General features: G+C 63.0%; 20 protein-coding genes. 8 read left to right on the forward strand and 12 right to left on the reverse strand.

Annotated elements, in window-relative coordinates; genetic code table 11:
• Window positions 1-34 precede the first annotated feature (34 nt).
• The 7 genes from fliD to fliE form a co-directional block, all read right to left on the reverse strand.
• Window positions 35-1,420, reverse strand: coding sequence for a flagellar filament capping protein FliD (gene fliD / locus OIK44_RS02710; RefSeq protein WP_273669128.1), 1,386 nt, complete (start codon window positions 1,418-1,420; stop codon window positions 35-37).
• A gap of 89 nt (window positions 1,421-1,509) precedes the next feature.
• The gene (locus tag OIK44_RS02715; RefSeq protein ID WP_273669129.1) at window positions 1,510-1,947 is read right to left on the reverse strand and encodes a flagellar export protein FliJ; all 438 of its coding nucleotides are present in this window, start codon (window positions 1,945-1,947) and stop codon (window positions 1,510-1,512) included.
• Window positions 1,944-3,254, reverse strand: coding sequence for a flagellar protein export ATPase FliI (gene fliI / locus OIK44_RS02720; RefSeq protein ID WP_273669130.1), 1,311 nt, complete (start codon window positions 3,252-3,254; stop codon window positions 1,944-1,946). The genes OIK44_RS02715 and fliI overlap by 4 nt, the downstream gene beginning before the upstream one ends.
• The gene (gene fliH, locus OIK44_RS02725) at window positions 3,254-3,937 is read right to left on the reverse strand and encodes a flagellar assembly protein FliH (protein ID WP_273669131.1); all 684 of its coding nucleotides are present in this window, start codon (window positions 3,935-3,937) and stop codon (window positions 3,254-3,256) included. The genes fliI and fliH overlap by 1 nt, the downstream gene beginning before the upstream one ends.
• Complete coding sequence (locus OIK44_RS02730) at window positions 3,934-4,965, reverse strand: flagellar motor switch protein FliG (RefSeq protein ID WP_273669133.1); 1,032 nt, start codon at window positions 4,963-4,965, stop codon at window positions 3,934-3,936. Before OIK44_RS02730 ends, fliH begins: the two co-directional genes overlap by 4 nt.
• Window positions 4,949-6,694: a flagellar basal-body MS-ring/collar protein FliF gene (gene fliF, locus OIK44_RS02735; RefSeq protein ID WP_273669134.1), complete on the reverse strand. Its 1,746-nt coding sequence runs from the start codon at window positions 6,692-6,694 to the stop codon at window positions 4,949-4,951. Before fliF ends, OIK44_RS02730 begins: the two co-directional genes overlap by 17 nt.
• A 21-nt stretch (window positions 6,695-6,715) precedes the next feature.
• Window positions 6,716-7,057 (reverse strand): flagellar hook-basal body complex protein FliE, encoded by a 342-nt coding sequence (gene fliE / locus OIK44_RS02740; RefSeq protein ID WP_273669135.1) that lies wholly within the window; start codon window positions 7,055-7,057, stop codon window positions 6,716-6,718.
• A gap of 556 nt (window positions 7,058-7,613) precedes the next feature.
• Here fliE and OIK44_RS02745 point away from each other — a divergent pair.
• The 7 genes from OIK44_RS02745 to OIK44_RS02775 are packed head-to-tail and all read left to right on the forward strand — an operon-like array spanning window position 7,614 to window position 13,913.
• Window positions 7,614-8,489 carry a FliM/FliN family flagellar motor switch protein gene (locus OIK44_RS02745; protein WP_273669137.1) on the forward strand — a complete coding sequence of 292 codons (876 nt, stop codon included), beginning with the start codon at window positions 7,614-7,616 and terminating at the stop codon, window positions 8,487-8,489.
• 2 nt (window positions 8,490-8,491) lie between these two features.
• On the forward strand, window positions 8,492-8,860 hold the full coding sequence (locus OIK44_RS02750; RefSeq protein ID WP_273669138.1) for a FliM/FliN family flagellar motor switch protein: 369 nt from the start codon (window positions 8,492-8,494) through the stop codon (window positions 8,858-8,860).
• Complete coding sequence (gene fliP, locus OIK44_RS02755; protein WP_273669139.1) at window positions 8,857-9,630, forward strand: flagellar type III secretion system pore protein FliP; 774 nt, start codon at window positions 8,857-8,859, stop codon at window positions 9,628-9,630. Before OIK44_RS02750 ends, fliP begins: the two co-directional genes overlap by 4 nt.
• Window positions 9,630-9,902: a flagellar biosynthesis protein FliQ gene (gene fliQ / locus OIK44_RS02760; RefSeq protein WP_273669140.1), complete on the forward strand. Its 273-nt coding sequence runs from the start codon at window positions 9,630-9,632 to the stop codon at window positions 9,900-9,902. The genes fliP and fliQ overlap by 1 nt, the downstream gene beginning before the upstream one ends.
• A 12-nt stretch (window positions 9,903-9,914) precedes the next feature.
• Complete coding sequence (locus tag OIK44_RS02765; protein ID WP_273669141.1) at window positions 9,915-10,697, forward strand: flagellar biosynthetic protein FliR; 783 nt, start codon at window positions 9,915-9,917, stop codon at window positions 10,695-10,697.
• A complete protein-coding gene (flhB, locus tag OIK44_RS02770) occupies window positions 10,690-11,829 on the forward strand; it encodes a flagellar type III secretion system protein FlhB (RefSeq protein WP_273669142.1) in 1,140 nt (379 codons plus the stop codon). Before OIK44_RS02765 ends, flhB begins: the two co-directional genes overlap by 8 nt.
• Window positions 11,826-13,913, forward strand: coding sequence for a flagellar biosynthesis protein FlhA (locus tag OIK44_RS02775; protein WP_273669143.1), 2,088 nt, complete (start codon window positions 11,826-11,828; stop codon window positions 13,911-13,913). Before flhB ends, OIK44_RS02775 begins: the two co-directional genes overlap by 4 nt.
• A gap of 87 nt (window positions 13,914-14,000) precedes the next feature.
• Here OIK44_RS02775 and OIK44_RS02780 read toward each other — a convergent pair whose 3' ends face one another.
• Both OIK44_RS02780 and OIK44_RS02785 read right to left on the reverse strand, forming a co-directional pair.
• Entirely contained in the window at window positions 14,001-15,098 is a 1,098-nt protein-coding gene (locus tag OIK44_RS02780; protein WP_273669144.1) for a hypothetical protein, read from the reverse strand.
• A gap of 98 nt (window positions 15,099-15,196) precedes the next feature.
• Complete coding sequence (locus OIK44_RS02785; protein ID WP_273669145.1) at window positions 15,197-16,075, reverse strand: flagellin N-terminal helical domain-containing protein; 879 nt, start codon at window positions 16,073-16,075, stop codon at window positions 15,197-15,199.
• 352 nt (window positions 16,076-16,427) lie between these two features.
• On the opposite strand from OIK44_RS02785, the gene OIK44_RS02790 reads away from it, so the two are divergent.
• Window positions 16,428-17,090: an acetyltransferase gene (locus tag OIK44_RS02790; RefSeq protein ID WP_273669146.1), complete on the forward strand. Its 663-nt coding sequence runs from the start codon at window positions 16,428-16,430 to the stop codon at window positions 17,088-17,090.
• A 40-nt stretch (window positions 17,091-17,130) separates the two neighbouring features.
• On the opposite strand, the gene OIK44_RS02795 is transcribed toward OIK44_RS02790, so the two are convergent.
• The 3 genes from OIK44_RS02795 to OIK44_RS02805 all read right to left on the reverse strand — a co-directional run bounded on the left by OIK44_RS02795 (window position 17,131) and on the right by OIK44_RS02805 (window position 22,298).
• On the reverse strand, window positions 17,131-18,255 hold the full coding sequence (locus OIK44_RS02795; RefSeq protein WP_273669147.1) for a class I SAM-dependent methyltransferase: 1,125 nt from the start codon (window positions 18,253-18,255) through the stop codon (window positions 17,131-17,133).
• Window positions 18,256-18,354: 99 nt separating this feature from the next.
• Window positions 18,355-19,494, reverse strand: a complete 1,140-nt coding sequence (locus tag OIK44_RS02800) for a DegT/DnrJ/EryC1/StrS family aminotransferase (RefSeq protein ID WP_273669148.1) — start codon at window positions 19,492-19,494, stop codon at window positions 18,355-18,357.
• Window positions 19,491-22,298, reverse strand: coding sequence for a tetratricopeptide repeat protein (locus OIK44_RS02805; RefSeq protein WP_273669149.1), 2,808 nt, complete (start codon window positions 22,296-22,298; stop codon window positions 19,491-19,493). The genes OIK44_RS02800 and OIK44_RS02805 overlap by 4 nt, the downstream gene beginning before the upstream one ends.
• Window positions 22,299-22,481 lie beyond the last annotated feature (183 nt).

Genomic DNA, 22,481 nt, shown 5'->3' on the forward strand with positions numbered 1-22,481 from the left:
TTCTCACTGTGAAAGCGCGGCGCGGGCGGGCCGCTTAGTTTTTGCTGCCGAACAGGGCGTCGAACATATCGGTGTTGCTGGCCATCTGGAATTTCAGATCGTTCAACTTGGTAAAGTCCATCTTATACTTGTTGTACATGGTCATATAATCTTTTTCGAAAGCGAGCTGTTTTTTGTTCAGCGATGCTTGCAATTTAGACAGGGAGTCATTGCGCTGCGTCAATTGGCCGGTTCCCACCTTGGTCCATTGCCCCAGGAAGGTGCTGAGCTTGCCGATCACGCCGCTAGGCGCGCCTACCGCGTTGCTGCCGATGGCCGCGTCGAGTCCGCTAGGATTGACTTTCAAGGTGGCTGCCAGCTTGGTCGCATCCAGGGTCAGCAGGCCTTGGCGGTTGCCCGTGAGGCCGAAGGTCGCCAGCGCGCCGACGTTGTTCTCGCGCAGCGTCCGGACCATCTGGTCGCGCAGCACGTGCATGCCGCTATCTTCGGCGAAGGGGCCGGGCAGGGTGCCTTTTTCGACGGAACCGGGGTCGGTCAGCGAGTCGAGCAGACCTTTGAGCTTGTTGAACGCGTCGACAAAACTCTGCACCTTGGCCGTTGTGCCGGCGGTGTCGACGCCCACGCTCAGCGTGAACGGGGCATCGCCCGGGGCCTGGGCCTTGGTGAGGGTCATGCTGACGCCGTCGATGCCGGTGAAAGTGTTGCTGCCTTGCTCGATCTTGGCGCCCGTGCCTTGCGCGCCCAGCCAGATGACGGCGTCCTTGGCCGGCACCAGTTGCGTCGGGACCGCTTCCAGCGCCGATTCCAGCGCCGCGTCGGCGGGCGCCAGGCCGCTGGTGGTCAGGGAAATGGCGCCGCCGACGCCGCCTGTGCCCGAAGTCAGCACCAGTTTTTCGGCGCCGCCGATGGTGATCACGGAGGCCGTTATCATGGAGGCGTTGTGCGGCTCGGCGTTGATGGCGGCGGCGATTTCCTTCGGCGTCAGTCCGCCGGCGTTATCCTTGTCGGCGGCGGCCAGGTCGACCGAGAAATTGCTGCCGTTGCCCAGCGTGAGGGTCAGCGAGCCGCTGGCCGGCGTGGCCATGCCGCTCAGGCCGCCCAGGGAGATTTGGTTGGTGCTGGCCAGGCTTTCGACGAAAAAGCTGTAGGTGCCGGTGGCCGCCGTAGGGCTGGCCGTGGCGCTGCCCAGCGCCGTGTTGCTGAAGGTGGCAGACTGCGCCAGCATGGTCTTCTGCTTCGACATGGCCGTCAAGGCGTCTTGATAGCTCGTGATCGCCGTTTTCAGTTGCGCCAGACTCTTCACGCGCGAATTCGCGATCTGCGTCTGGGCCGTGAGCGCCGCCTGGCGGTCGACGGTGTATTTGTCGGTCCACGCCTTCGCCGAGGCGTTCACGTCATACGGTACTGGTGCGGTTGCCATGTCAAACTCCTAAAAGAGGGAAAATCAATGTGTACCCGAGTACAAGGCGACCAAAAAGGTGCCCCACTGAAATAATTTCTGCAAGAACATTACTTCCCCTGTCCGCGGAACCAGAATTGCGTGGCCAGCTCGTCCTGGCGCTTGGCGTCGCGGCGCTGCACGGACACGTCGGCGTCCTTTTGTTTTTGCGTCAACACCTGGTCGAGCACCTCGCGCTTGGCCCAGGCGGCGTTCAGCACCCGCTGGGCCACGGCCATATTGGCCTCGTGTAGGTGCAGATCGGTGCGGTGGGTGTCGACCATTTCCATCACGGCTTGCTTGTAGTTGCCGCAGTTGACGGACAGGGCCAGCGGCAAGGCGCCGCTGGCGCCGCTGGCCGTGTACAGGCCGGTGAGGCGTTCCAGGTTCTTCTGGTAGCGCTCGCGCACCTGGGTCTGGGCCGCCATGTCGGTTTGCAGACGCTCCAGCTCGTTGCTGCGCAGCGTTACCAGGGTAGTCAGGTTTCTGATCGTATGGGAGCTTGTCATGCCATCATCTTTTCAAGTTGGACTACGCAGGGCTCCAGGGGGGCTTCTTCCTTCGTCCCCTGGCACAGGAAGGCTTCGATGTGCGGATGCAGGTCGACGGCCCGGTCGGTGACCGGGTCGGCGCCGGGCACGTAGGCGCCCAGCGGAATCAGGTCGCGCACGCGGGCGTGGCGGGCCATCGACGCCTTCAGCGCGCGCGCCGCCAGCAAATGCGGCGTTTCGATGACCTGGGCCATGCAGCGGCTGATCGAGGCGGCGATGTCGATGGCCGGGTAGTGGCCCCGTTCGGCCAGCTCGCGCGTGAGCACGATGTGGCCGTCGAGGATGGCGCGGGCCGTGTCGACGACCGGATCCTGCTGGTCGTCGCCCTCGGCCAGCACGGTGTAGATGGCGCTCATGCTGCCGTCCGCGTGCTCGCCGTTGCCGGCGCTCTCGACCAGTTGCGGCAGGGCCGAAAACACCGACGGCGGGTAGCCGCGCGTGGCCGGCGGCTCGCCCAGCGCCAGGGCGACTTCGCGCAGCGCCATCGCGTAGCGGGTCAGCGAGTCGACCAGCATCAGCACGTGCTTGCCCTGGTCGCGGAAGTGCGCGGCGATCGAGTGGCACAGTTCGGTGGCCATGATGCGCATCAGCGGCGACTCGTCGGCCGGGGCGATCACCAGCACGGCTTTTTTCAAGCCCTCGGGGCCCAGCGACATTTCGACGAATTCGCGCACCTCGCGCGAGCGCTCGCCGATCAGGCCGACGACGACGACGTCGGCGACGGTTTGCCGCGTGATGATGCCCAGCAAGACGCTCTTGCCGACGCCGCTGCCGGCCATCAGGCCGACGCGCTGGCCTTTGCCCAGCGTGAGCATGGCGTTGATGGCGCGCACGCCGACGTCGAGCGGCTCGGTGACGGGTTTTTTCTTCAGGGGGTGGATGCGCGGCGGCGTCACTTCCAGCGTGTGCTCGCCGCCGAGGCGGCCGAGGTCGTCGATGGGCTCGCCCAGGCCGTTGACCATGCGTCCCAGCCAGGACGGGCCGATCTGCAGGCTGGCCTTGTCGGGCAGGGGCAGCACGCGGGCGCCCGTGGTCATGCCGGAGGCTTTCTTGAACGGCATCAGGTAAGACAGTTTTTCGCGGAAACCGACGACCTGGGCGTCCAGCCACTCGCCGTTCACGGTTTCAATTTGGCAACGCTGGCCCGTGTGCAGGCGGCAGCCCGCGCTTTCGAGCAGCAAGCCCGACGCCCCGACCAGGCGGCCGGTCGGCGTGGCGACCGGCACGGCGCCGATCTCGAGATTGCGCAGCGTATCGGCGAGCATCAGCTGACTTCCTCGTCGATGTGTTCGGCGGCCAGTTGCAGGTGGTTGCTGACCTGTTCCATGCAGGCGGCCAGGCGCTGGTGGCAGCCGGCGTCGACCTCGTTGTCGCCGGCCTTGATGCGGCATTCGCCGGCGTCGAGGCGGGCGTCGGCGATCAGGTTCCAGCGCTTGGCGCGCTTCGGATCGAGTTCGCTGATGCGTTTCAGCTCTTCCGGATTGAGGAAGACGTCGATTTCCTCGCGCGTCGGCGGCATCGACGCCAGCGTCTCGTCGACCAGGGCCAGCAGTTGCACGGGTTGCAAGGCCAGCTCGGCGCGGATGACCTGGCGCGCCACCTTGGCGACCAGGTCGACCACTTCCTTGCGCTGCGCGGCGCGGTAGTCGGCGCGCACCTGGCGCAGGTTCTTCAGGATGGCGTCGACGGGGCGCGCCAGGCGGTCCAGCGTGACCAGGGTTTCGTTGCGGCCCTCTTCGCGGCCGCGCGCCGTGCCGTCGCTGCGGCCGGCGTCGTAGCCGTCCTGCTGGCCGCGCACCAGGCCGACCTCGTAGCCGTCGCGCTGGCCCTGCTCGAATCCCTCCGCCACCGAGGCTTGCCACTGGCCGTCGGTGTCCTCGGAGCGCTGGCCGGCGGCGATGAACTGCGACAGCGGCGGAAAGCGGTAGGAGCGGAACGCGTGTTTCATTCGACCACCGCCTCGGCGAACAGTTGCACCTCGATTTCGCCGGCGTCGGCCAGGCCCTTGACGGTGGCCATGATTTCCTGGCGCGTCTGCTCGATGCGCGACAGCGGCACGGGGCCGGAGCGGCGCATCATGTCCTCGAAGCTTTGCGCCTGGCGGCGCGGCATGGTCTTCAGGATGGCGTCGCGCACGGCCGGCTCGGCGCCCTTGAGGGCGATGGCCCACAGCTCCAGCGGCACGTCCTCGAGGATGCGGGTGATCGCCACCTCGCTCTGGCGCGACAGGATGAAGAAGTCGTACATGCTCATCTCGATTTCCGACACCACTTCCGGGTCGTGGGCGCGCAGCAGTTCAACCAGGGCGGCGCGGTTGCCCGGCATGCGGTTGAGGATCTCGGCCACCTGGCGGATGCCCTCGACGCTGGTGCTCTGCGTGTCGAGCGTGCCCAGGCAGCGGCCGACCAGCTCGTCGAGCTCGATCAGCAGGTCGCGGTCGATCTCGTCCAGGCGCGCCAGGTTCAGCAGCACCAGGTCGCGGCCGTCCAGCGGCAGGGCGTCGAGGATCTGGCCGGCCAGGGCCGGCGGCAGGAAGGCCAGGAAGACGGCTTGCATCTGCACGTGTTCGTTGACGATGTATTCGGCCAGCCACTTCGGCGAAGCCCACTGCAGGCGGGCCATTTTCGGCCGGATGGCGTCGCCGTAAATATTGTTGAGCACACTGTTGGCGATGTCGCTGCCCAGCGCCAGGTCGAGCGAACGCTTCAGATAAGTGCGCGAGGCGCCGTGCACGCCGCTTTGCTGGCGGTAGTCGTCGAAGAAGGTTTGCATCGCGTGCTTGACGGATTCGACCTTGATGCCGCTCATGCGCGACATCACCTGCGTCACTTCGAGCAATTCCTCGCGCGACAGGCAGCGCAGCACGGCCGCGGCCGGCTCCTCGCCTATGCTGAGCAGCACAATGGCGGCCTGTTCGACCGGCGTCAGCACGGTGCCGTCATCGACGTTGTCGTTCATATTATTGAGTTCGGCCATTTTTCTGCATCCATTGTTTGACGACTTCCGCGACCCGTTCGGGTTCCTTTTCTGCCAGCACTTTCAAGTGGTCGACCATGACGTCGACGGCCGAGCCGGCCGGCGGCAAGTCATAGTTTTCCAGCAGCGGCACGACCGGCATCGCGTTGGCTTGCGCCTCCATGCCAGGCAACTGTGGCGCGCCGGCCACGCCAGGGGCGGCCAGGGCGGCCGCGTTGGCGGCGCCGGCGCCGGCCGCGCCGTTGGCGCCGGCGTGCACCAGCTTGGCGTCGGCCGGCTGCATCATTGGCGGCGCCAGGCGCGCCGTCAGCAGGCGCAGCAGCGGACGCAGCACGAGGAAGAAGCCCAGCAGCGCGCCGACCAGGTACATGGCCCAGCTGCTCATGTCGACGACGTTGTCGCGTTCTTCCCACCACTGCGCCACGGGCGGCTTGGCCGGGAAGGCGAGGGCGGACACGGCCAGCACGTCGCCGCGCTCGGTGTTGATGCCCAGGCCGCCGCGCAGCATCTTGTCCATATCCGCCAGCTGGGCGGCGTTCCAGCCGCTCTTCGCGTTCGGCGCGGCGCCGTTGTTGAGGACGACGGCGACGCTGAGTTTCTGCAGGCGGCCGCGGCTGCGCTTGATTTGCGTGATGCTGCGGTCATAGGCGAACTGGCGCGAGGTGGCGTTCTTGCGCGCCGTGCCCTCGTCGGCCGGTTTCGGCGCGGCCGCGGCCGCCGCGGCGGGGTCTGCTGGGTCGGCCGTCGGGGCCGGCACGGCGGCGGTCGGCGCCCGGTTGCTCAACGTGCCGGGCACGCCCAGCACCATGCGGTTGCGGTCTTGCTCCTCGCGGGTGGCCTCGCTGGTCACCTTCGGCGCTTCGCCGTATTTCTCCACGGTTTCCTCGACGCGGTCGTTGTCGACGGCGGCCGTGACGCTGACCTTGAAATTGTCTTCGCCGATGACGGGGCCGAGCAGCTCGCGCACATTGCGCTTGATCTCGTCCTGGATGCGCTTGGCGTTGTCGTTGCCGTTGTTGCCGGCGTCGAAGCCGTCGCTCAGGTCGATGTGGGCCGACAGGTAGTTGCCGGCCTGGTCTACCAGGCTGACGCGCTGCGGGCTCAGGCTGGCGACGCTGCCGGCCACCATGTTGATGACGGCGGCGATCTGCTCGGTGGCCAGGGTGCGGCCCGGCTTGACGGCGACCACCACGGAGGCCGAGGACTTCTCGCCGTCGCTGGAGACGAAGGAGGTGGATTTGGCGATCGACAGGTGGACGCGGGCCGAGGCGATGGCGTCCAGGCTCATGATGCTCTGCGCCAGCTCGCCTTCGAGGCCGCGGCGGAAGCGCACATCCTGGACGAATTGCGACACGCCCAGCGGATCGCTCTTGTCCATCAATTCCAGGCCGGCCGGCAGTTGCGCGGTGACGCCTTTCGACGCCAGCATCATGCGCACCTTGCCCAGCTGGCTTTCCGGCACCAGCACCTGGCCCGTGTCCGGGTGCAGGCGGTAGCCGATGTGCTCGGCGTCCAGGGCGCCCATCATTTCGGTGACGGCGACTTTTTCGCGCGTGCCGAAAACCGGTTTGTAATTGGCCTGGTCGCGCCAGAAATACATCATGACGATGGCCGTCAGGCCCACGGCCAGCAACAGCAGGGGGGCGAGGGTTTTCAGCAGCGCCGGCGAGGCGGCCGGCAGGCCGGACGCGCGCCAGCGCGCGAAGAGGGACTTGAGGGTGTTTATCACGTAGTGGTCTTTCGCGTGGACTTACAGGGGCAGCTTGATGAGTTCGTCAACGGCGCCCATCACTTTGTTGCGCACTTGCATCAGCATGGAAAACGACAGGCTCGCCTCCTGGCTCGCCAGCATGGCGCCGACCAGGTCGCCGCTCTTGCCGCTGTCGACGTCGGCCATGCGCTCGGCGGCCAGGCGGTCGTCGTTGTCGACCTTGCCGACGGCATCCTTGAGGCTTTGCGCGAAGGACATGCCGGAGGGCGCCTCGCCGTGCAGTTGCGCCGCCGGCGCCACCTGCAGCGCGGCCAGCCCTTGGGCATCGTTCGTTAAAGCCGCCAGATCCGCTTTGATCAAGCCCGCCAGTTCATTGCCCATCTTGTCACCCCTAGTTGATGTTGGCTGCCACATTTGCCGCCCTTGCCGGCCGGCCGGACGGACCGGGACAGGCAGGGGAAGGCGCGTTTTGATTGCCGACTCGCGGGCGCGAACCCGATCGGTTTTGATTGTCAGTATGTTGGCCAAACGCAAAGAAAGGTATTCGAGGCAGGATCGCCGCGGCGCCAACCGGCTTGTGTTGCCGTGCCGCCCGCGACCTGCCTATCATAAACCTGCTGTGCGCCAGCGGCGATTAAAATTCACTTTAAAATCAGTAGTTAAAGGCAGTCCCAGGCTATCGCCCGGAGGCCCCCTCTATGGGGAATTCTATGCGTGTAAGCTTACCTCTTGGCAACTATATTGTAAAGGGTGTTTTAGGGTTTAGGTATTGATGCGTGGCAATAATTGTCAAATTGATGTATCGTTTACTTCCGAGATCATCTGACTTTAAGTTACGATGCGTAAATTGGTCCGGCAGGTCACCAGACGTGCCACCGTAATTGCGCGCGATCCGTATAATTGCATCGAGACCGATATGATCTGACATGACCATTACATGACGAATATTACAAAGACAGATCAACCCTTGCCGCATCAAACCCTCGATTCCTGCCTGCTGGGACGGCCCGTCCACCTGCTGCATGTATTCGCGGCGCAGTTGCGGGAAGACTTGGCGGGCGCCATGCGCCTGCCGATGAGCCGGCGCTATTGGGGCGCCTACCAGGTCGAGACGGTGGCCTTCAGCCGCGTCGAGGCCGAGGCGCCGGGCGGACGCTGGCTCAGTTTCGGCAACGCGCCGGGGCAGGTCGGCTTCGCGCTGGAGCGTCCCGTGTTGCTGGACGTCCTCAACTACCGCTACGGCCGCGGCGGCGCCAAGCCGGCCGAGGCGCCCGATCCGGACGCCGTGCGCGTGACGGCCACGGAGGAGCGGCTTGCTGTTGTTCTTGGGCAACAATTCGTCGCGACGCTGCTGAGCCGCGTGCGCAACAACCTGGCCGCCGTCGCCAAGGACGTGCCCGAGGCCGTCGGCGAATTGCGCGCCCAGCCGGGCGTGCATCCGGCCCGCGGCGGCTGGATCGTCACCGTCACGGTGGCTGACGTCGCCGCCGGCGCCCGCGGCCAGTTCTGGTTTTCGCTCGACAAGGCCGCCATGGCCGACGTGCTGCACGGCTTGCTGCCCGAGCGCGAGCAGGCGAAAAAAGCGCTGAAGAGCGTGCGCCCGCTGGCTTCGCGCCTGCAGGTGACGCTGGAAGGGCGCCTGGTCAGCAAGGAAGTGCAATTGGGCGCACTCTTCGACTTGCGCGTCGGCGACGTCATACCGGTCAGCCTGAACCGCACCGACGTCATGCTGGCCGATTCGCGCCTGTTCACGGCCGCCGTGTCGGAACACAAGGGCAAGCTCTGTTTAACCTCCTTTGAAGATGTCGAATAATTATGAATATGAACGAAACCAATCCAGATGAGGGTATGTTGGGCGACCTCACGGAAGACATGATCATCGACCACGTCAGCGACGTCAGCGACGTCACGGCCACGCGCACGCGGCGCGACATTCCGCAGATGATGCGCAAGATCCCCGTCACGCTGACGCTGGAGGTGGGTTCGGCCCGCATTTCGCTGCAGGAATTGATGGCCATCGGCCCCGACAGCGTGATCGAACTCGACATGCTGGCCGGCGAACCGCTGGTGATCAAGGTCAACGGCACGCCGATCGGCCGCGCCGAAGTCGTCGTCGCCGGCGAAAACTATGGCCTGAAGGTGATCGACCTGGACGGCCTGAACCTCGACATGATGACGTCATGACGCTGGCGTTGTCCGGCGCCGCGCGGCGCCGTGCGCTGGCGGCGGCGGGCTTGGGCGCGCTGCTGCTGGGCGCCCTGGCGGCCGCGCCGGCCGGCGCCGCCGATTTGCTCGCCGGCATAGTGCCGGGCGCGAAAACGGACTTGACGGTCAAGACCCAGATCCTGATCGTCATGACCCTGCTCGGGCTGCTGCCCGTGCTGGTCATGATGATGACCAGTTTCACCCGCTTCGTCATCGTGCTGTCGCTGCTGCGCCAGGCCCTGGGCCTGCAGCAGGGCCTGCCCAGCCGCATCATCACCGGCGTCGCGCTGATCCTCACGCTGCTGGTGATGCGCCCCATCGGCGAGCAAATCTGGACGAATGCCTTCCTGCCCTACGACCAGGACAAGATCGGCTTGCAGGAAGCCTTGAAAATCGCCGAAAAACCGCTGTCGCGCTTCATGATGGCGCAGACCAGCAAGGCGGCGTTGGCGCAGGTTGCCCACCTGGCCGGCGAGCCGGCCGCCACCAAGCCCGAGGAGCACGCGTTTACGGTGAAGCTGGCCGCCTTCGTGCTCAGCGAGCTGAAGACGGCCTTCCAGATCGGCTGCCTGCTGTTCATTCCCTTCCTCGTCATCGACCTGGTGGTGTCGTCGGTGCTGATGGCGATGGGGATGATGATGCTGTCGCCGCTGGTCATTTCGCTGCCGTTCAAGCTGCTGCTCTTCGTTCTCGTCGACGGCTGGACCCTCACCGTCAACACCCTCGTCACCAGCGTGCAGGCCTACTGATGCTCACTCCCGATGTCGCCGTCGACCTGGTCGTCGAAGCCCTGCACCTGGTCATGCTGCTGGCCGTGGTGCTGGTCGTGCCCGGCCTGATCACCGGCTTGCTGGTGGCGCTGGTGCAGGCCGCCACGCAGATCAACGAACAGACGATGAGCTTTTTGCCGCGCCTGCTGGTGACGCTGCTGGCGATGATACTGTTGGGGCGCTGGATGACCGGCTACCTGATGGATTTTTGCGTTTCGATTTTCCAGCGCGCGGCCACCCTGGTCGGCTAGCGCGGCACCGCCATGGAAGACGTACTGACCCAGCTGCTGCCGATGCTGACGGCCTTGTGGTGGCCGTTCTGCCGCATCCTGGCGATGCTGACGGCGGCGCCGGTGATCGGCGACGCGCTCACGCCGGTGACGGTGCGCGTGCTGATCGCCCTGGTGCTGGCGATCCTGATGCTGCCGGTGAGCAAGGGCGTCATCGCCATCGACCCGTTCTCGCTGCACGCCGTCGTCGCCACCATCGAGCAGGCCGTGATCGGCGGCGCGATGGGGCTGGCCTTCCATTTCAGCATGTCCGTCATCGCCGTGCTCGGCTACCTCGTGTCCAGCCAGATGGGCCTGTCGATGGCCGTCATGAACGATCCCGTCAACGGCAATTCCTCGGACGTCGTCTCGGCGCTGCTGTCGATTCTCAGCATTATCGTGTTTTTCAGCATAGACGGCCATTTGGTGCTGGCCGGCGTCGTCGGCGCCAGCTTCCAGGCCTGGCCGCTGGGGCAGGGCTATGGCCCGCTGCTGCTGCAGACGGTGGCCTACAATGTCGCCTGGGTGTTCGCCGCGGCGATGCTGCTGGCCATCCCCATCGTCTTTTCGACGATGGTGGTGCAACTGGGCTTCGGCTTCCTGAACCGCGTGGCGCCGTCGCTGAACCTGTTCTCGCTGGGTTTTTCCGTCATCACGCTGTTCGGCCTGCTGATGCTGGCGCAGATCGTCCGTTTCGTGCCCGAGCATTACATCGGCATGACGAATCGCGTGCTGGAGATGTTGCAGCAACAAATGCGGGTGGCTGGCCATGGCTGAATCGAGCACCGGCGATAAAACCGAAAAGGCTTCCCACCAGAAGCTCAGGAAGGCCCGCGAAGAGGGCCAGGTGGTGCGCTCGCGCGACCTGTCGACGGCCATCGGCATCCTCGTCAGCCTGAAATTGCTGGTCTGGCTGGTGCCCGGCTACCTGCAGGGTTTCCGCGAATTGTTCGCCATGAGCTTCGTGCCGCTGGGCAGCGAGGGCGCGCTGGAAAACACGCTGTCGGGCATTTTCGCCAGCGCCGTGGCGCTGCTGATCAAGATGCTGCTGCCGCTGTTCGTCGTGCCGCTGGCCATCGTGCTCGGCTCGATGATCCCCGGCGGCTGGGTCATCAGCACGAAGAACTGGATGCCGAAGTTCGAGCGCCTGAGCCCGGCCAAGAACCTGGGCCGCCTGGTGTCGCAAAAACACGGCTTCGACTTGCTGGTGTCGATCGGCAAGGCGAGCGTGCTGGGCTGGGTGCTGGTGCACGTCAGCCGCGCCTCGCTGCAGGACTATGTCGGCTTGCAGAAGCAGACCATGCTGGAGGCCCTGACCCAGGGCGCCGGCCTGATGCTGGACGGCTTGATGGCGCTGTGCTCGGTGTTCATCTTCTTCGCGCTGATCGACGTGCCGGCCCAGGCCTTCTTTTTCGCCAAGGGCCAGCGCATGAGCAAGCAGGATTTGAAGGAAGAGCACAAGAGCAGCGAGGGGCGGCCCGAGGTGCGCCAGCGCATCCGCCAACTGCAGCAGCAACTGGCCAGGCGCAGCGTGCGCAAGACGGTGCCGACGGCCGACGTCGTCATCGTCAATCCCGAACATTACGCCGTCGCGCTGAAGTACGACACCGACCGCGCCGAGGCGCCCTTCGTCGTCGCCAAGGGCGTCGACGAGATGGCCCTGTACATCCGCCAGGTGGCGCGCGAGCACGGCGTCGAGACGCTGGAACTGGCGCCGCTGGCGCGGGCCATCTACAACACCAGCCAGGTGCAGCAGCAGATCCCGGTGCAGTTGTACCAGGCCGTCTCGCAGGTGCTGAACTACGTGCTGCAATTGAAAGCTTTCCGCACTGGGCAGCGCACTGCCCAGCCACAATTTCCCAACGAGGTGGTCGTTCCATCTCATCTGAGTGAGGTCTCGCCGACATGAATTTACTGAACCGCGTGGTTGCTGAAATGCGCCGCCACAAGTTCGCTACGCCACTGTTCCTGCTGGTGATTTTGGCGATGATTATCTTGCCGCTGCCGCCGGTGCTGCTCGACGTGCTGTTCACGTTCAACATCGTGCTGGCCCTGATCGTCATCCTCGTCAGCGTCTCGGCCAAGCGGCCGCTGGACTTCTCCGTGTTCCCGACGGTGATCCTGGCGACGACGATGATGCGGCTGACGCTGAACGTCGCCTCGACCCGCGTCGTGCTGCTGCACGGCCACACGGGCACGGGCGCGGCCGGCCAGGTGATCGAGGCCTTCGGCAATGTCGTCATCGGCGGCAACTTCGTGGTCGGCATCGTCGTCTTCGTGATCTTGATGATCATTAACTTCGCCGTCGTCACCAAGGGCGCCGAGCGCATCTCCGAAGTGTCGGCGCGTTTCACGCTGGACGCCTTGCCGGGCAAGCAGATGGCCATCGACGCCGACCTCAACGCCGGCCTGATCAACCAGGAGAAGGCCCAGTTGCGCCGCCTCGACGTGGCCGCCGAGGCCGACTTCTACGGCGCCATGGACGGCGCCTCGAAGTTCGTGCGCGGCGACGCCGTCGCCAGTATCCTGATCTTGATCATCAATATGGTCGGCGGCGTCGCCATCGGCTCGATCATGCACGACCTGTCCTTCGGCGACGCGTTCCGCCAGTACGCGTTGCTGACCATCGGCGACGGCCTGGTGGCGCAGATCCCGGCGCTGCTGCTGTCGGCGGCGGCGGCCATCCTGGTCACGCGCATCAGCGACTCTGGCGACTTCGAGCAGCAGGTGGCGGGCCAGGTGCTGACCTCGCCGGCGGTGATGTTCAGCGCCTCCGGCATGATGGTCGTGCTGGCCGTCGTGCCGGGCATGCCGTGGCTGATGTTCATGACCTTCGCGGTCGTGCTGGGCTTCGTCGGCTGGCGCCTGAGCAAGCGGGTGATGCAGGCCGAGCCGAGCAATATGGCGGCCATCGAGGCGGCGCTGCGCGAAGACCGGGCGCCCGAGCTGGACTGGCAGCAATTGCCGGCTGTGCAGCAACTGACGGTGACGCTGGGCTACAAGCTGGTCGGCATGATAGACAAGAGCCAGGGCGAGCCGCTGACCAAGCGCGTGCGCGGCGTGCGGCAAAGCTTGAGCGAGGCGCTGGGCCTGCTGCTGCCGGCCATCGGCGTGCGCGACGACCTGGCGCTGAAGCCCGCGCAGTACGCGATCGTGCTCAACGGCAGCATCGTCGCCCAGGCCGAAGTGATGGCCGACCGCCTGATGGCGATCCCGTCGCCCAACGTCTACGGCCAGCTCGACGGCATTCCCGGCATCGAGCCGGCCTATGCGATGCCGGTGACGTGGATCGAGGTGGGCCAGAAGGCCCACGCCCTGGGCCTCGGTTACCAGGTCATCGAGGCGCCCAGCGTGATCGCCACGCACGTGTCGAAAGTGGTCCGCGAATACCTGCCTGAGCTGTTCCGGCATGAAGACGTGCCGGCCCTGCTGGAGCGCCTGACGGCCTTGTCGCCGAAGCTGGCCGGAGCGCTCGACAAGGCGCTCACGCACACCCAGTTGCTGCGGGTATTCCGCGTGTTGTTGACGGAAAATGTGTCGCTGAAGGATATCGTGCAAATCGCCACGACCCTGCTCGACAGCGCCGAAACGACCAAGGATCCCATCCTGTTGGCGGCCGAGGTGCGCTGCGCGCTGCGCCGGCAAATCGTCAGCGGCCTGTTCGGCCAGCGCACCGAGATGCAGGCATTTAACCTGGGCGGCGACCTGGAGAATATGCTGCTCGGTTCGCTGAACCAGGCGCGCCAGGGCGGCAAGGTGGCGCTCGACAATTACCCGATCGACCCGCACCTGCTGTCGCAGCTGCAACTGAACATGCCGGTGGCGCGCGAGCAGATGAAGCAGCAGGCGACGCCGCCGCTGCTGCTGGTGCTGCCGCAGATCCGGCCGCTGCTGGCCCGCTACGCGCGCCTGTTCGCACCCGGCCTGCATGTGCTGTCCTACAATGAAATTCCGGAAAACCGTGAAGTGAGCATCATCGGCACGGTCGGCTAGCCGCACCCGCTTGATGGGCCGCCACGGATGCGGCAAACAAAAAAGCCGACCTCGTGGTCGGCTTTTTGCTGTGCGGCGCAAGGGTCGTCACGGCGCCGTCTGCGGCGCCGCCTCCGATTCCCATTCCAGCTGCAATTCCATCTGCATTTCCAGCTCGGGATCGGGTTCCAGGTCCGGCTCCAGGTTCATGGGCGCCGGCACGGCTTCCAGCAGGGCCTGCTCCAGCACCTGCTCCAGCTCCGGTTCGGCCGGCTCGGGCGTGGCCGCCGTTTCCTGCGGCGCCGGCGCCGCGTGCTCGTCCGACCGCGTCAGCAACAGCGCCACCTCGGCCATCGCGCGGAACAGCGGCAGCGACAGCGCCGCCGCGGCGGCCTGCATGGGATAGTTGTTGTGCACCGCGCCCGCCTGCAGCGAGCGGTTGATGTGGCAGCGCAGCACGCGCAGGCCGGAGCGGGCGATCGCCTCGGCCAGTTGCGGCAGCAGCCGGCGCACGTGCAGCAGCGCGGCCGGATTGGCCGCCGCCAGGTCGAGCAGGATGCCGTCGCCCGCCGGCTCCATTTGCACCAGCACGCGGCCCATGTCGTCGAGCAGCAGTTCCAGCCGCAGCGCCACCTTGCCGCGCTGCCGCTTCGGCGCGCCGGCGTCTTCGTCATCGTCGCGCGCGAGCACGCGCAGCATCAGCCTTTGGCCGCCCCAGCCGTAAACGGCGAAGCGCCAGGCCTCGGTGTCCATCGCCAGCGGCGGGCGGGCGCCTTCGCGCAGCACGGCCGGATGTTCGGCCATCAGCAGCATGCCCGGCACGTGCTGGCCGCGCGCCTGCTCCTGCAGGGCTGCGTACTGCTCGCCATAGGTCTTGACCATCACGCGCCAGGACGAGGCCAGCGTGGCCGGATTGGGCGCCTGCCAGACCAGTTGGCGCGAAAAGAATAGTTGATTTTGCTGCATGGCGCTGCTGTCGTGCGGGGTCGCGTCCGGGCCGACCGTGGCGGCCAGGCTGGCGAAGGCTTGCTGCTGCGCCTGCGGCAGGGCGCCGGCGCCGCCGTCGGGGGGCGCCGCCATGTAGGGGCCGAGCGGCACCAGCGGGCGCACGATGTCGGCCGCCAGCGGGGTGGCGTTGCTGACGTCGAGGCGCTGGGTAATTTGCGGCAGCAGCGGGATTGTCGGGGGAATGCGCTCTATCGCCATCGGTTTTCTCCCATGTGGCATGGGTAAAAAAAAAGCCAACCGGCAAAGCGGTTGGCCGGGTTTTTTCCTGACCCCGGAAGGTCAGGAAAAGTGCAGCATTATTGCAGCAGGGACATGACCATCGAGGACATGCTGTTGCTTTGTTTCAGCATTGCGGTGCCGGCTTGCAGCAACATTTGGCTGGAGGTCATTTTCGAGCTTTCCGTCGCGAAGTCAACGTCCATGATGCGGCCGGTAGCGGCCTTGGTGTTGGTCGAGATGTTCATCAAGTTGGTGTTGATGTGGTCCAGACGGTTGGCTACTGCACCGATCGACGATTGCAACGCGCCGACGCTGCTGATTGCAGTGGTCAGAGCGCCGATAGCGGCATTTGCCGACGTGCCGCTGCTGACTTCGCCGCCAGCCACTGCAGCGGCCGCATAGTTGGCGCTGGCTGCAAACAAAGTGGTCTTCAGGCTAGCCAGGGTAGCGGAGGCGTCAAACGTCATTTTTTCGCTGGCGCCCGCGCCGATCTGGAAGGTCATGCTGGTCGACAGGGTGCCGCTGGCCGCAGCCGCGCCATCACCCAGCAGCAGGCTGCCGCCGAAACGGGTATTGGTAACGACGTTGTACAATTCCTGGCCCAGTGCGTCGTATTCGGACTGGATAGCGGTTTTGTCGGCTGTGCTGGACGATGCATCGGCTGCTTGCGTTGCCAGGTCTTTCATGCGAACCAGCATGTTGGAGACTTCGCTGAACGCGCCTTCGGCCGTTTGCAGCAGCGAGGTGCTGTTCTGGGTGTTTTCCATGGCCTTTGCCATGCCGCTGGTTTGCGCTTTCAGGCGGGTTGCAATTTGCAGGCCGGCAGCGTCATCCATTGCCGAGTTGATACGGAAGCCGGTGCCCAGGCGCGTCATCGAAGTCGACAGCGATTGCTGAGTGCGGGAGATCGAGTTTTGTGCGGACAGGGCGGCGGTGTTTGTGTGAAGGCTCAGCATGGTGTAACTCCTGGTTTGGTGGGTTCAGTGTGGAGCAACGGTTTTTTGCGCTCTCACAAGTACAAGACGACCATCCCCGGCACTTTATTAAATGCCTTATGGAAATTTTTTTGATTATTCCACTTCCAAGGCTTGAACGCGGCGACGACGACTTTACGTTGCAAACGCAACGCCCACGTTTTCCGGCCAATGAGCGGGGACATGGCTTGATGTTCGCGACACTCGTCGCTATAGTAAGAGCCGTTTTTGAGCGTGGTGCCGTGTGCCGATACCCGAGACTGTGTCCGCGCCGGACTTGGCGTTACGCTACCGACTGCCCCGAGTGGCGGCCTCTATGTATTCAGAAGGCAAAATGGACAATATTATCGTGGTGGGATCGTCGGGGCAGGCTAAGGCCGTTATCGATATTGTTGAGCAGCAGAACAGCTACGCCATCGTCGGTTTGCTTGACTCGTTCCGTCCGATAGGGGAGGAAACGCTGGGATATAGCATTCTTGGCGCCGAGGACGATCTGCCCGCCCTGGTCCGCCAGCATGATTTGGCTGGCGTGATTGTCGCGATTGGCGATAATCACGCCAGGGCGGCGGTGGCGGCCCGAATCGCGCTGGCCTGTCCGCAACTGCGGTTTGTCAATGCGGTGCATCCGAACGCCAGCATCGGCAAAGCCGTGCTGATTGGCGAGGGAACGGTCGTCATGGCCGGGGCTGTCCTTGGCCCATGTTGCCAGTTGGGGCGCTTATGTATCGTCAATACCAAGGCGTCGCTGGACCATGATTCTGTGATGAGTGATTTTTCCAGTCTCGCCCCTGGCGTTACAACTGGCGGATATTGCCGAATCGGCAGTTACACGGCAGTGGGAATAGGCGCCGTCGTGTTCGACCGTGTTGTGATCGGCGAGCACAGCGTGATCGGCGGAGGGGCTGTGGTGCTCCACGCGGTGGAGGCATTCTGTGTCAGTTACGGCGTGCCAGCAAAAAAAGTGCGCGACCGGCAAGCGGGCGATCGTTATCTGTAAGCCATGGGCATGCCAGGCCCATGGTTGCCTTGCAATCTGCTCAGGATGCGCGCGGAGGGCGCGCCAGTTGGACGAACAATGCCGTACCCATCACGAATGCCGTGCCGATGCGATCTTGTTGTTGCATTAGGAAATCATCGCCAATCCTTTGCGGCCCGTCGCCATAGGGCCAGACATAATCGTCGAAAATGACCCAGCCGCCGGCCACCACGTGCTCGGCCCAGGACTCGACATCGGCTTTTACGGCGTCATAGGCATGGTTGCCGTCGATGTGCAGTATTGCTATTCCGCCACAGTACTCGGTGCGGCCAAATGTGTTGGTGGCGGCGCAATGCGTGTCCCGGTAGCGGCGCGCCGCGTCGGTCGACGGCATCCTGAGATAATTGATATGTTTTTGATTGTATGGAAGTAAATTCATTTCAAATATTGCCAATGCGCCATCGGCATCCATTTGGGCCGACAAGCGGTCAACCATGCCGCTTTCATCGTTTTGCACCAGATTTTCGCTGGTCCAAGGATCAACGCATAGCAGTTTTCCTATGTCGTAGCACAGTGCCAGCCTGGCCAGGACGAAGGCTGACTTCCCCCACCAACTGCCGATTTCCACGATGTCGCCGGCGACGCTGTGGCGTGCCACTTCGCAGAGGGCGAATACTTTTTCATGGTCGCACATCCCCGGTATCTGGTCGGCATGACGGAACAGGGAAGCCAGTTCCATGTGCGATATGCTTGCTTTGGCGGGCAGTTCGCTTGCCAGAAAGAGCGGTCCGCTAATCCATGAACGGGCCGTTGCTTGCGCCAGATGGTATCTGCTTAACTCCACATCGGTCGGTGCTTCGTTGACCAGGCTTACATGGGGGGCAATCTCGCCGAGCGCCAGGTTCAGGAAGTCCCAGGCCACGGGGTTCGGACAGTAAATTCCGCCAATGTCGAAGGTGGCAATGGCTTGCCGTAACGCGTCGGGAAACGCGGCATCCGTAATGTAGGGGAGATAGAACCAGTCGGGGTATTTGTCACGGGAAACATCGTGAGTCAGCGAAGACGAACCAATCACGTTGATATTTTCACGCTGGCATTTCTGTAAATATTCAAGTGCACGTGGCATGCAGCTAGGGAAGATTAAAATCGCTTGCGAAGGAGGAATTGCTTTTTGAGATGTATTCATAGCTTCTTTCTGAGAGACATAGTCAGATGTGGGCGGCGACATAGTGTCTGCATATATTGCCACGGCAGTATCCATTGCCAATCCTCGCCTGCCGCGATGTCAGCGCGTGGCCGACACTTTGGCGCTGGCGGCGATGGTATCGGTGATCAGTTCAATTTGCGCGTTGTCCAGGGTGGGGTAGAGCGGCAGGCAAATCACCTGCTCGGCAGCCGTTCGGGCGACTGGCAAATTGGCATGTGCGGATGAGGGCATGCCGCGGTACATGGGAAAGTCGCTAATCAATGGGTGGAAATAGCGCCGGGAAAAAATATTGTTTTCACGTAAGTGCTGATAAAGCTCATCTCGACTCAAGGGAAATTCGGGCTCCACCAAAATGGGGAAGTAGGCATGGTTGGCCCCTGACTCCAAACCTGGCGAAATGCAGCGTATGCCTTTTATCCCGGCCAGGTTGGCGCGGTAGCGCGCGTCGATTGCCTGGCGCTGCTGCAATGCCTTGTCGACATGTTGCAACTGAAGCAGGCCGAAGGCGGCATTGATTTCACTCATTTTTCCATTGATCCCCGGGGCAACGACAGTGACCTCGTCGACGAAACCGAAATTCTTCAGGTGGTCGATCCGCTGTTTGGTTTTCGCATCCGGACAAATGATGGCGCCGCCTTCAAAGGTATTGAATACCTTTGTCGCATGAAAACTCAGAACCGACAGGTCGCCGTAGTTCAGCACGCTGCCTCCCTGATGCCGCACGCCGAACGCGTGCGCCGCGTCATAGATAACTTTCAGGCCGTAATTGTCGGCGATTTTCTGTATGCGCTCGACGTTGCATGGACGGCCATAACAATGGACCGGTAGGATGGCGGTCGTTTGCGGTGTAATAGCCGCTTCGACGCGCTCGGGGTCCAAATTGAATGTTTGCGGATCAATGTCTGCAAACACGGGCTTGATGCCGTTCCATAGCAGGGAATGCGCCGTCGCGACGAAGGAGTAGGGCGTGGTGATGACTTCGCCCGTGATGCGTAATGCCTGCAAGGCCGTGATCAGCGCCAGTGTGCCATTGGCAAATAGGCAGATGTGCTTTACCCCCAAGTAGTCGCACAGCGCCTGTTCCAGTTGCTGGTGGAATGGTCCGCCATTGGTCAGGATCTTGTTCTGCCAAATACTTTCCAGATAGGGGATGAAATCCTGTAAATCGGGCAGGAGCGGCTGCGTAACATAGATCGGTGTGCTGTTATCTCGCTTCATGGCAGGGTATTCCGCGTGGTTTGTTGGTCGACTTCAAAGGAGGCGGCCGGCAAGCCTGCGCACCAGCGCTGCCACATGGCGCGCAAGGCTGCCTCCAGTCCGGCCGCGATCAGGGCCGGTTGGCCCAGGGCCGAGTTGGCCAGCAATTGCCTGGCGCTGCCGCGTATGCTCGCCAGCAGGGCCAGATCATTGGCAATGTAAGCGCCTTTTTTGACGAAATCCTCGGCGTCCTCGGCGACAAAGGCGTCCAGTTGCACATGTCCAAGAATCGCGGCACTGGTTCGGCCGGCGGTGGTGTCGCCGGCGAGGGTCAGCGTCGGCACGCCCATCCATAAACCATTCAGTGTGGTCGTTCCCCCCGTGTATGGGAAAGTATCGAGGGCGATGTCGACCTGTAGATGCAGGGCCAGGTAGTCTTTCACGTTTGTGCGGGGATGGAAGCTGAGGCGGTCTTGGCTAATGCCTTCGCTGGCGAACCACTCGATCCATTGTTCGTGGACTCCGTCCTTCGGCATCGCCGCCAGCAACATGCGGGAGGTCGGGACTGCGCGTAGTAGTTGCGACCATAGGGCGATGACTTCGCGGCTGAGTTTGGTGGTCCTGTTGAAGCTGGCGAACGTAATGCAGCCGTTCGCCAGAGCCGGCAGGCTGTTCACTTCTGGAGCGTCTGAGGATGGCAAGTACGGCCACGCCGCCGGTAGATAGGCGAATTTTTCTGTATACTGGCTTTCAAACCTGCCTGGCGGAAGTACGAAACGGTCTGTCAGGAAGTAATCTACAGCCTGCAAGCCCGTGCTGCCCGGATAGCCGATCCAGCTCGCTTGTATGGGGGCCGGCTTGCGGGTAAAAGTCAACAAGCGGTGCTTCGCCGTGTGACCGGACAAATCGATCAGCACATCAATGCCATCCTCGGCAATTTGTTTCGCCAGTTCCGCATCGGATAGCGCGCTGACTTGCTGCCAATGGGGAAACAGGCCGCGCAGCCGCTTGGTGACGGCGTCTTCTCGCGTGCAGTTGTAGTATGCGTGTAAAGACAGCCGGGGCGAACGGCATAAATTCTCCAGTATCGGGATGACAAAGTGTGGGACGGCATGATCATTGAAGTCGCCTGAAACAAAACCCACTTGCAGACAGCGTTCCGGAGCGCGGGAGTTGCTGTGCTCAGGCCAGCTTGCTCTTAAGGGCGCTTCGAATACGTCGCCAAAGCGTTGATGCTCGGCAAACAAGGAGTCGGCACTTGCGCGGATGCTGTGTGACAGCATGAAGAGCAAGCTGCTGTGGGCCTTTTCAAAGGTGGGGTTGATGCTAAGCGCCGTGCGACAGCTGTCAATCGCCTCGTCAATCCTGCCGGCATCCCCCAAGAGGCCGGCAATGTTAACATAGGCTTCGATGTGATTGGGCTGTATTGCGATCACCTGTTGAAAGCCGGCGAGTGCAGTGTCGTACTGGCCTAGTTCGCGCCAACAAGTTGCTAAGTTGAAATGCGCGAGCACAAATCGCGGTTCGTTTTCCAGCGCCCGCAGGTAGTTGGCTTGTGCCTTGTCAAATTGCTTGAGGGCTTGTTGCGCCGCGCCCATGTTGCAGTATGCCATAGCAAAATCGGGCGCCAGATCCACCGCCTGCTGGTAGGCTGCGATTGCCTCTTCCAGCTTGCCATGGTTTTGCAGGATCAGACCGAGATTGTTGTGCATTTCAGCATTCCCAGGATTCTTCGCCAGCGCGTTTTGCAGAAGACTGGCCGCTTCATCGAAACGGCGCAACTTTCTTAAACAATCGCTTAGATAGAGTAATGCCAATTCCGATTCCGGGTCCAGTGCCACGGAGCGTTCGTGGAATGCCAGTGCTTGCTCGCGTTGGCCAATTTCCTCCAGGGCAAGCGCTAAGTGGCTGTGCGCTTCGGCGTTGTCAGGTATCAGCTTTAACGCATCGTGGTAGCTGGCAATTGCCGCCTCAAACTTTTCCTGCTCCCTCAATACATTGCCCAGGTTTAAATGCGCTACGGCATAGCTGGGGTGCAGTGCCAAGGCGCGGCGGTAACTCTGCTCGGCATCGGCTAAGCGGTGTTGGACATGCAGCGCACGCCCCAGATTTCTATGGGCCTCGACAAAGTCGGGGTTGAGGTCCAGCGCCCGTAAGTAACTATCGACGGCGCGCTCGAATTGCCCGTGCATTTGCCATGCATTGCCTAGATTGCCATGCGCTTCGGCGTCGCACGGGGCCAGTTCCACCGTTTTTTGCAAGACCTGCAAGGCATCTTTGCCCTGCAGTTGCAAGGCGGTACCGAGCACGCTCCAGGCGAATGCCGACTCGGGATACTGCGCCAGCAGCGCGCGGGTGGCGTCTTCCAGTTGCACGTAGTCGCCGCTGTTGTAAATGGCGACAATGTGCCCGATCTCGGCATCCGACGGTGCCTTGGCGGCCTCGGATACTGCCGTTTCGGCCTGTAGGCGCAAAGCTTGCGACGATGGATTGTCGAGGCCGCGCTTATATGCGCTGTCGAGAATGTCCAGCGCCTCCCCGGCTTGACCCGCCTTGATTAAGCCATCCGCATAGGACAGCCAGAATTGTCCCTCGTCCGGGTTGACCGACAGCGCCTGGCGCAGATAGGGCAAGCCCGCCGCATATTGCCCGACTTGTCCCGCCAGCAAACCCATATTGTGGTTGGCGATGGCATGATAGGGCTGCGCCTTCAGGATGTCGAGGTAGCGTGTCTCGGCTTGCTCAAAGCGTCCGGCCTGATGGTGGGCAATGGCTTCTTGTAATTCTGCTTCGAGTGGCAATTCTTGGGGCACGGTGGCGCTCATGGATGGAAGGGGAGGGAAAAGTTTGCCAGAGGGAATTGTAACCGTTAGAAGTGCATAATAGAAACATTTTGCGCGTATCGGACTACAAGCTTACTCCAGAAACAGGCTGAGCGGCGGCATTGCCGCAGTCGGGGAAATGATGCTTCGCATAATATAAACAGCGCGGGCCTAGCGGCTGCCGCG

It is taken from the genome of Janthinobacterium fluminis (assembly GCF_028595325.1).
Classification (GTDB): Bacteria; Pseudomonadota; Gammaproteobacteria; order Burkholderiales; family Burkholderiaceae_D; genus Janthinobacterium; species Janthinobacterium fluminis.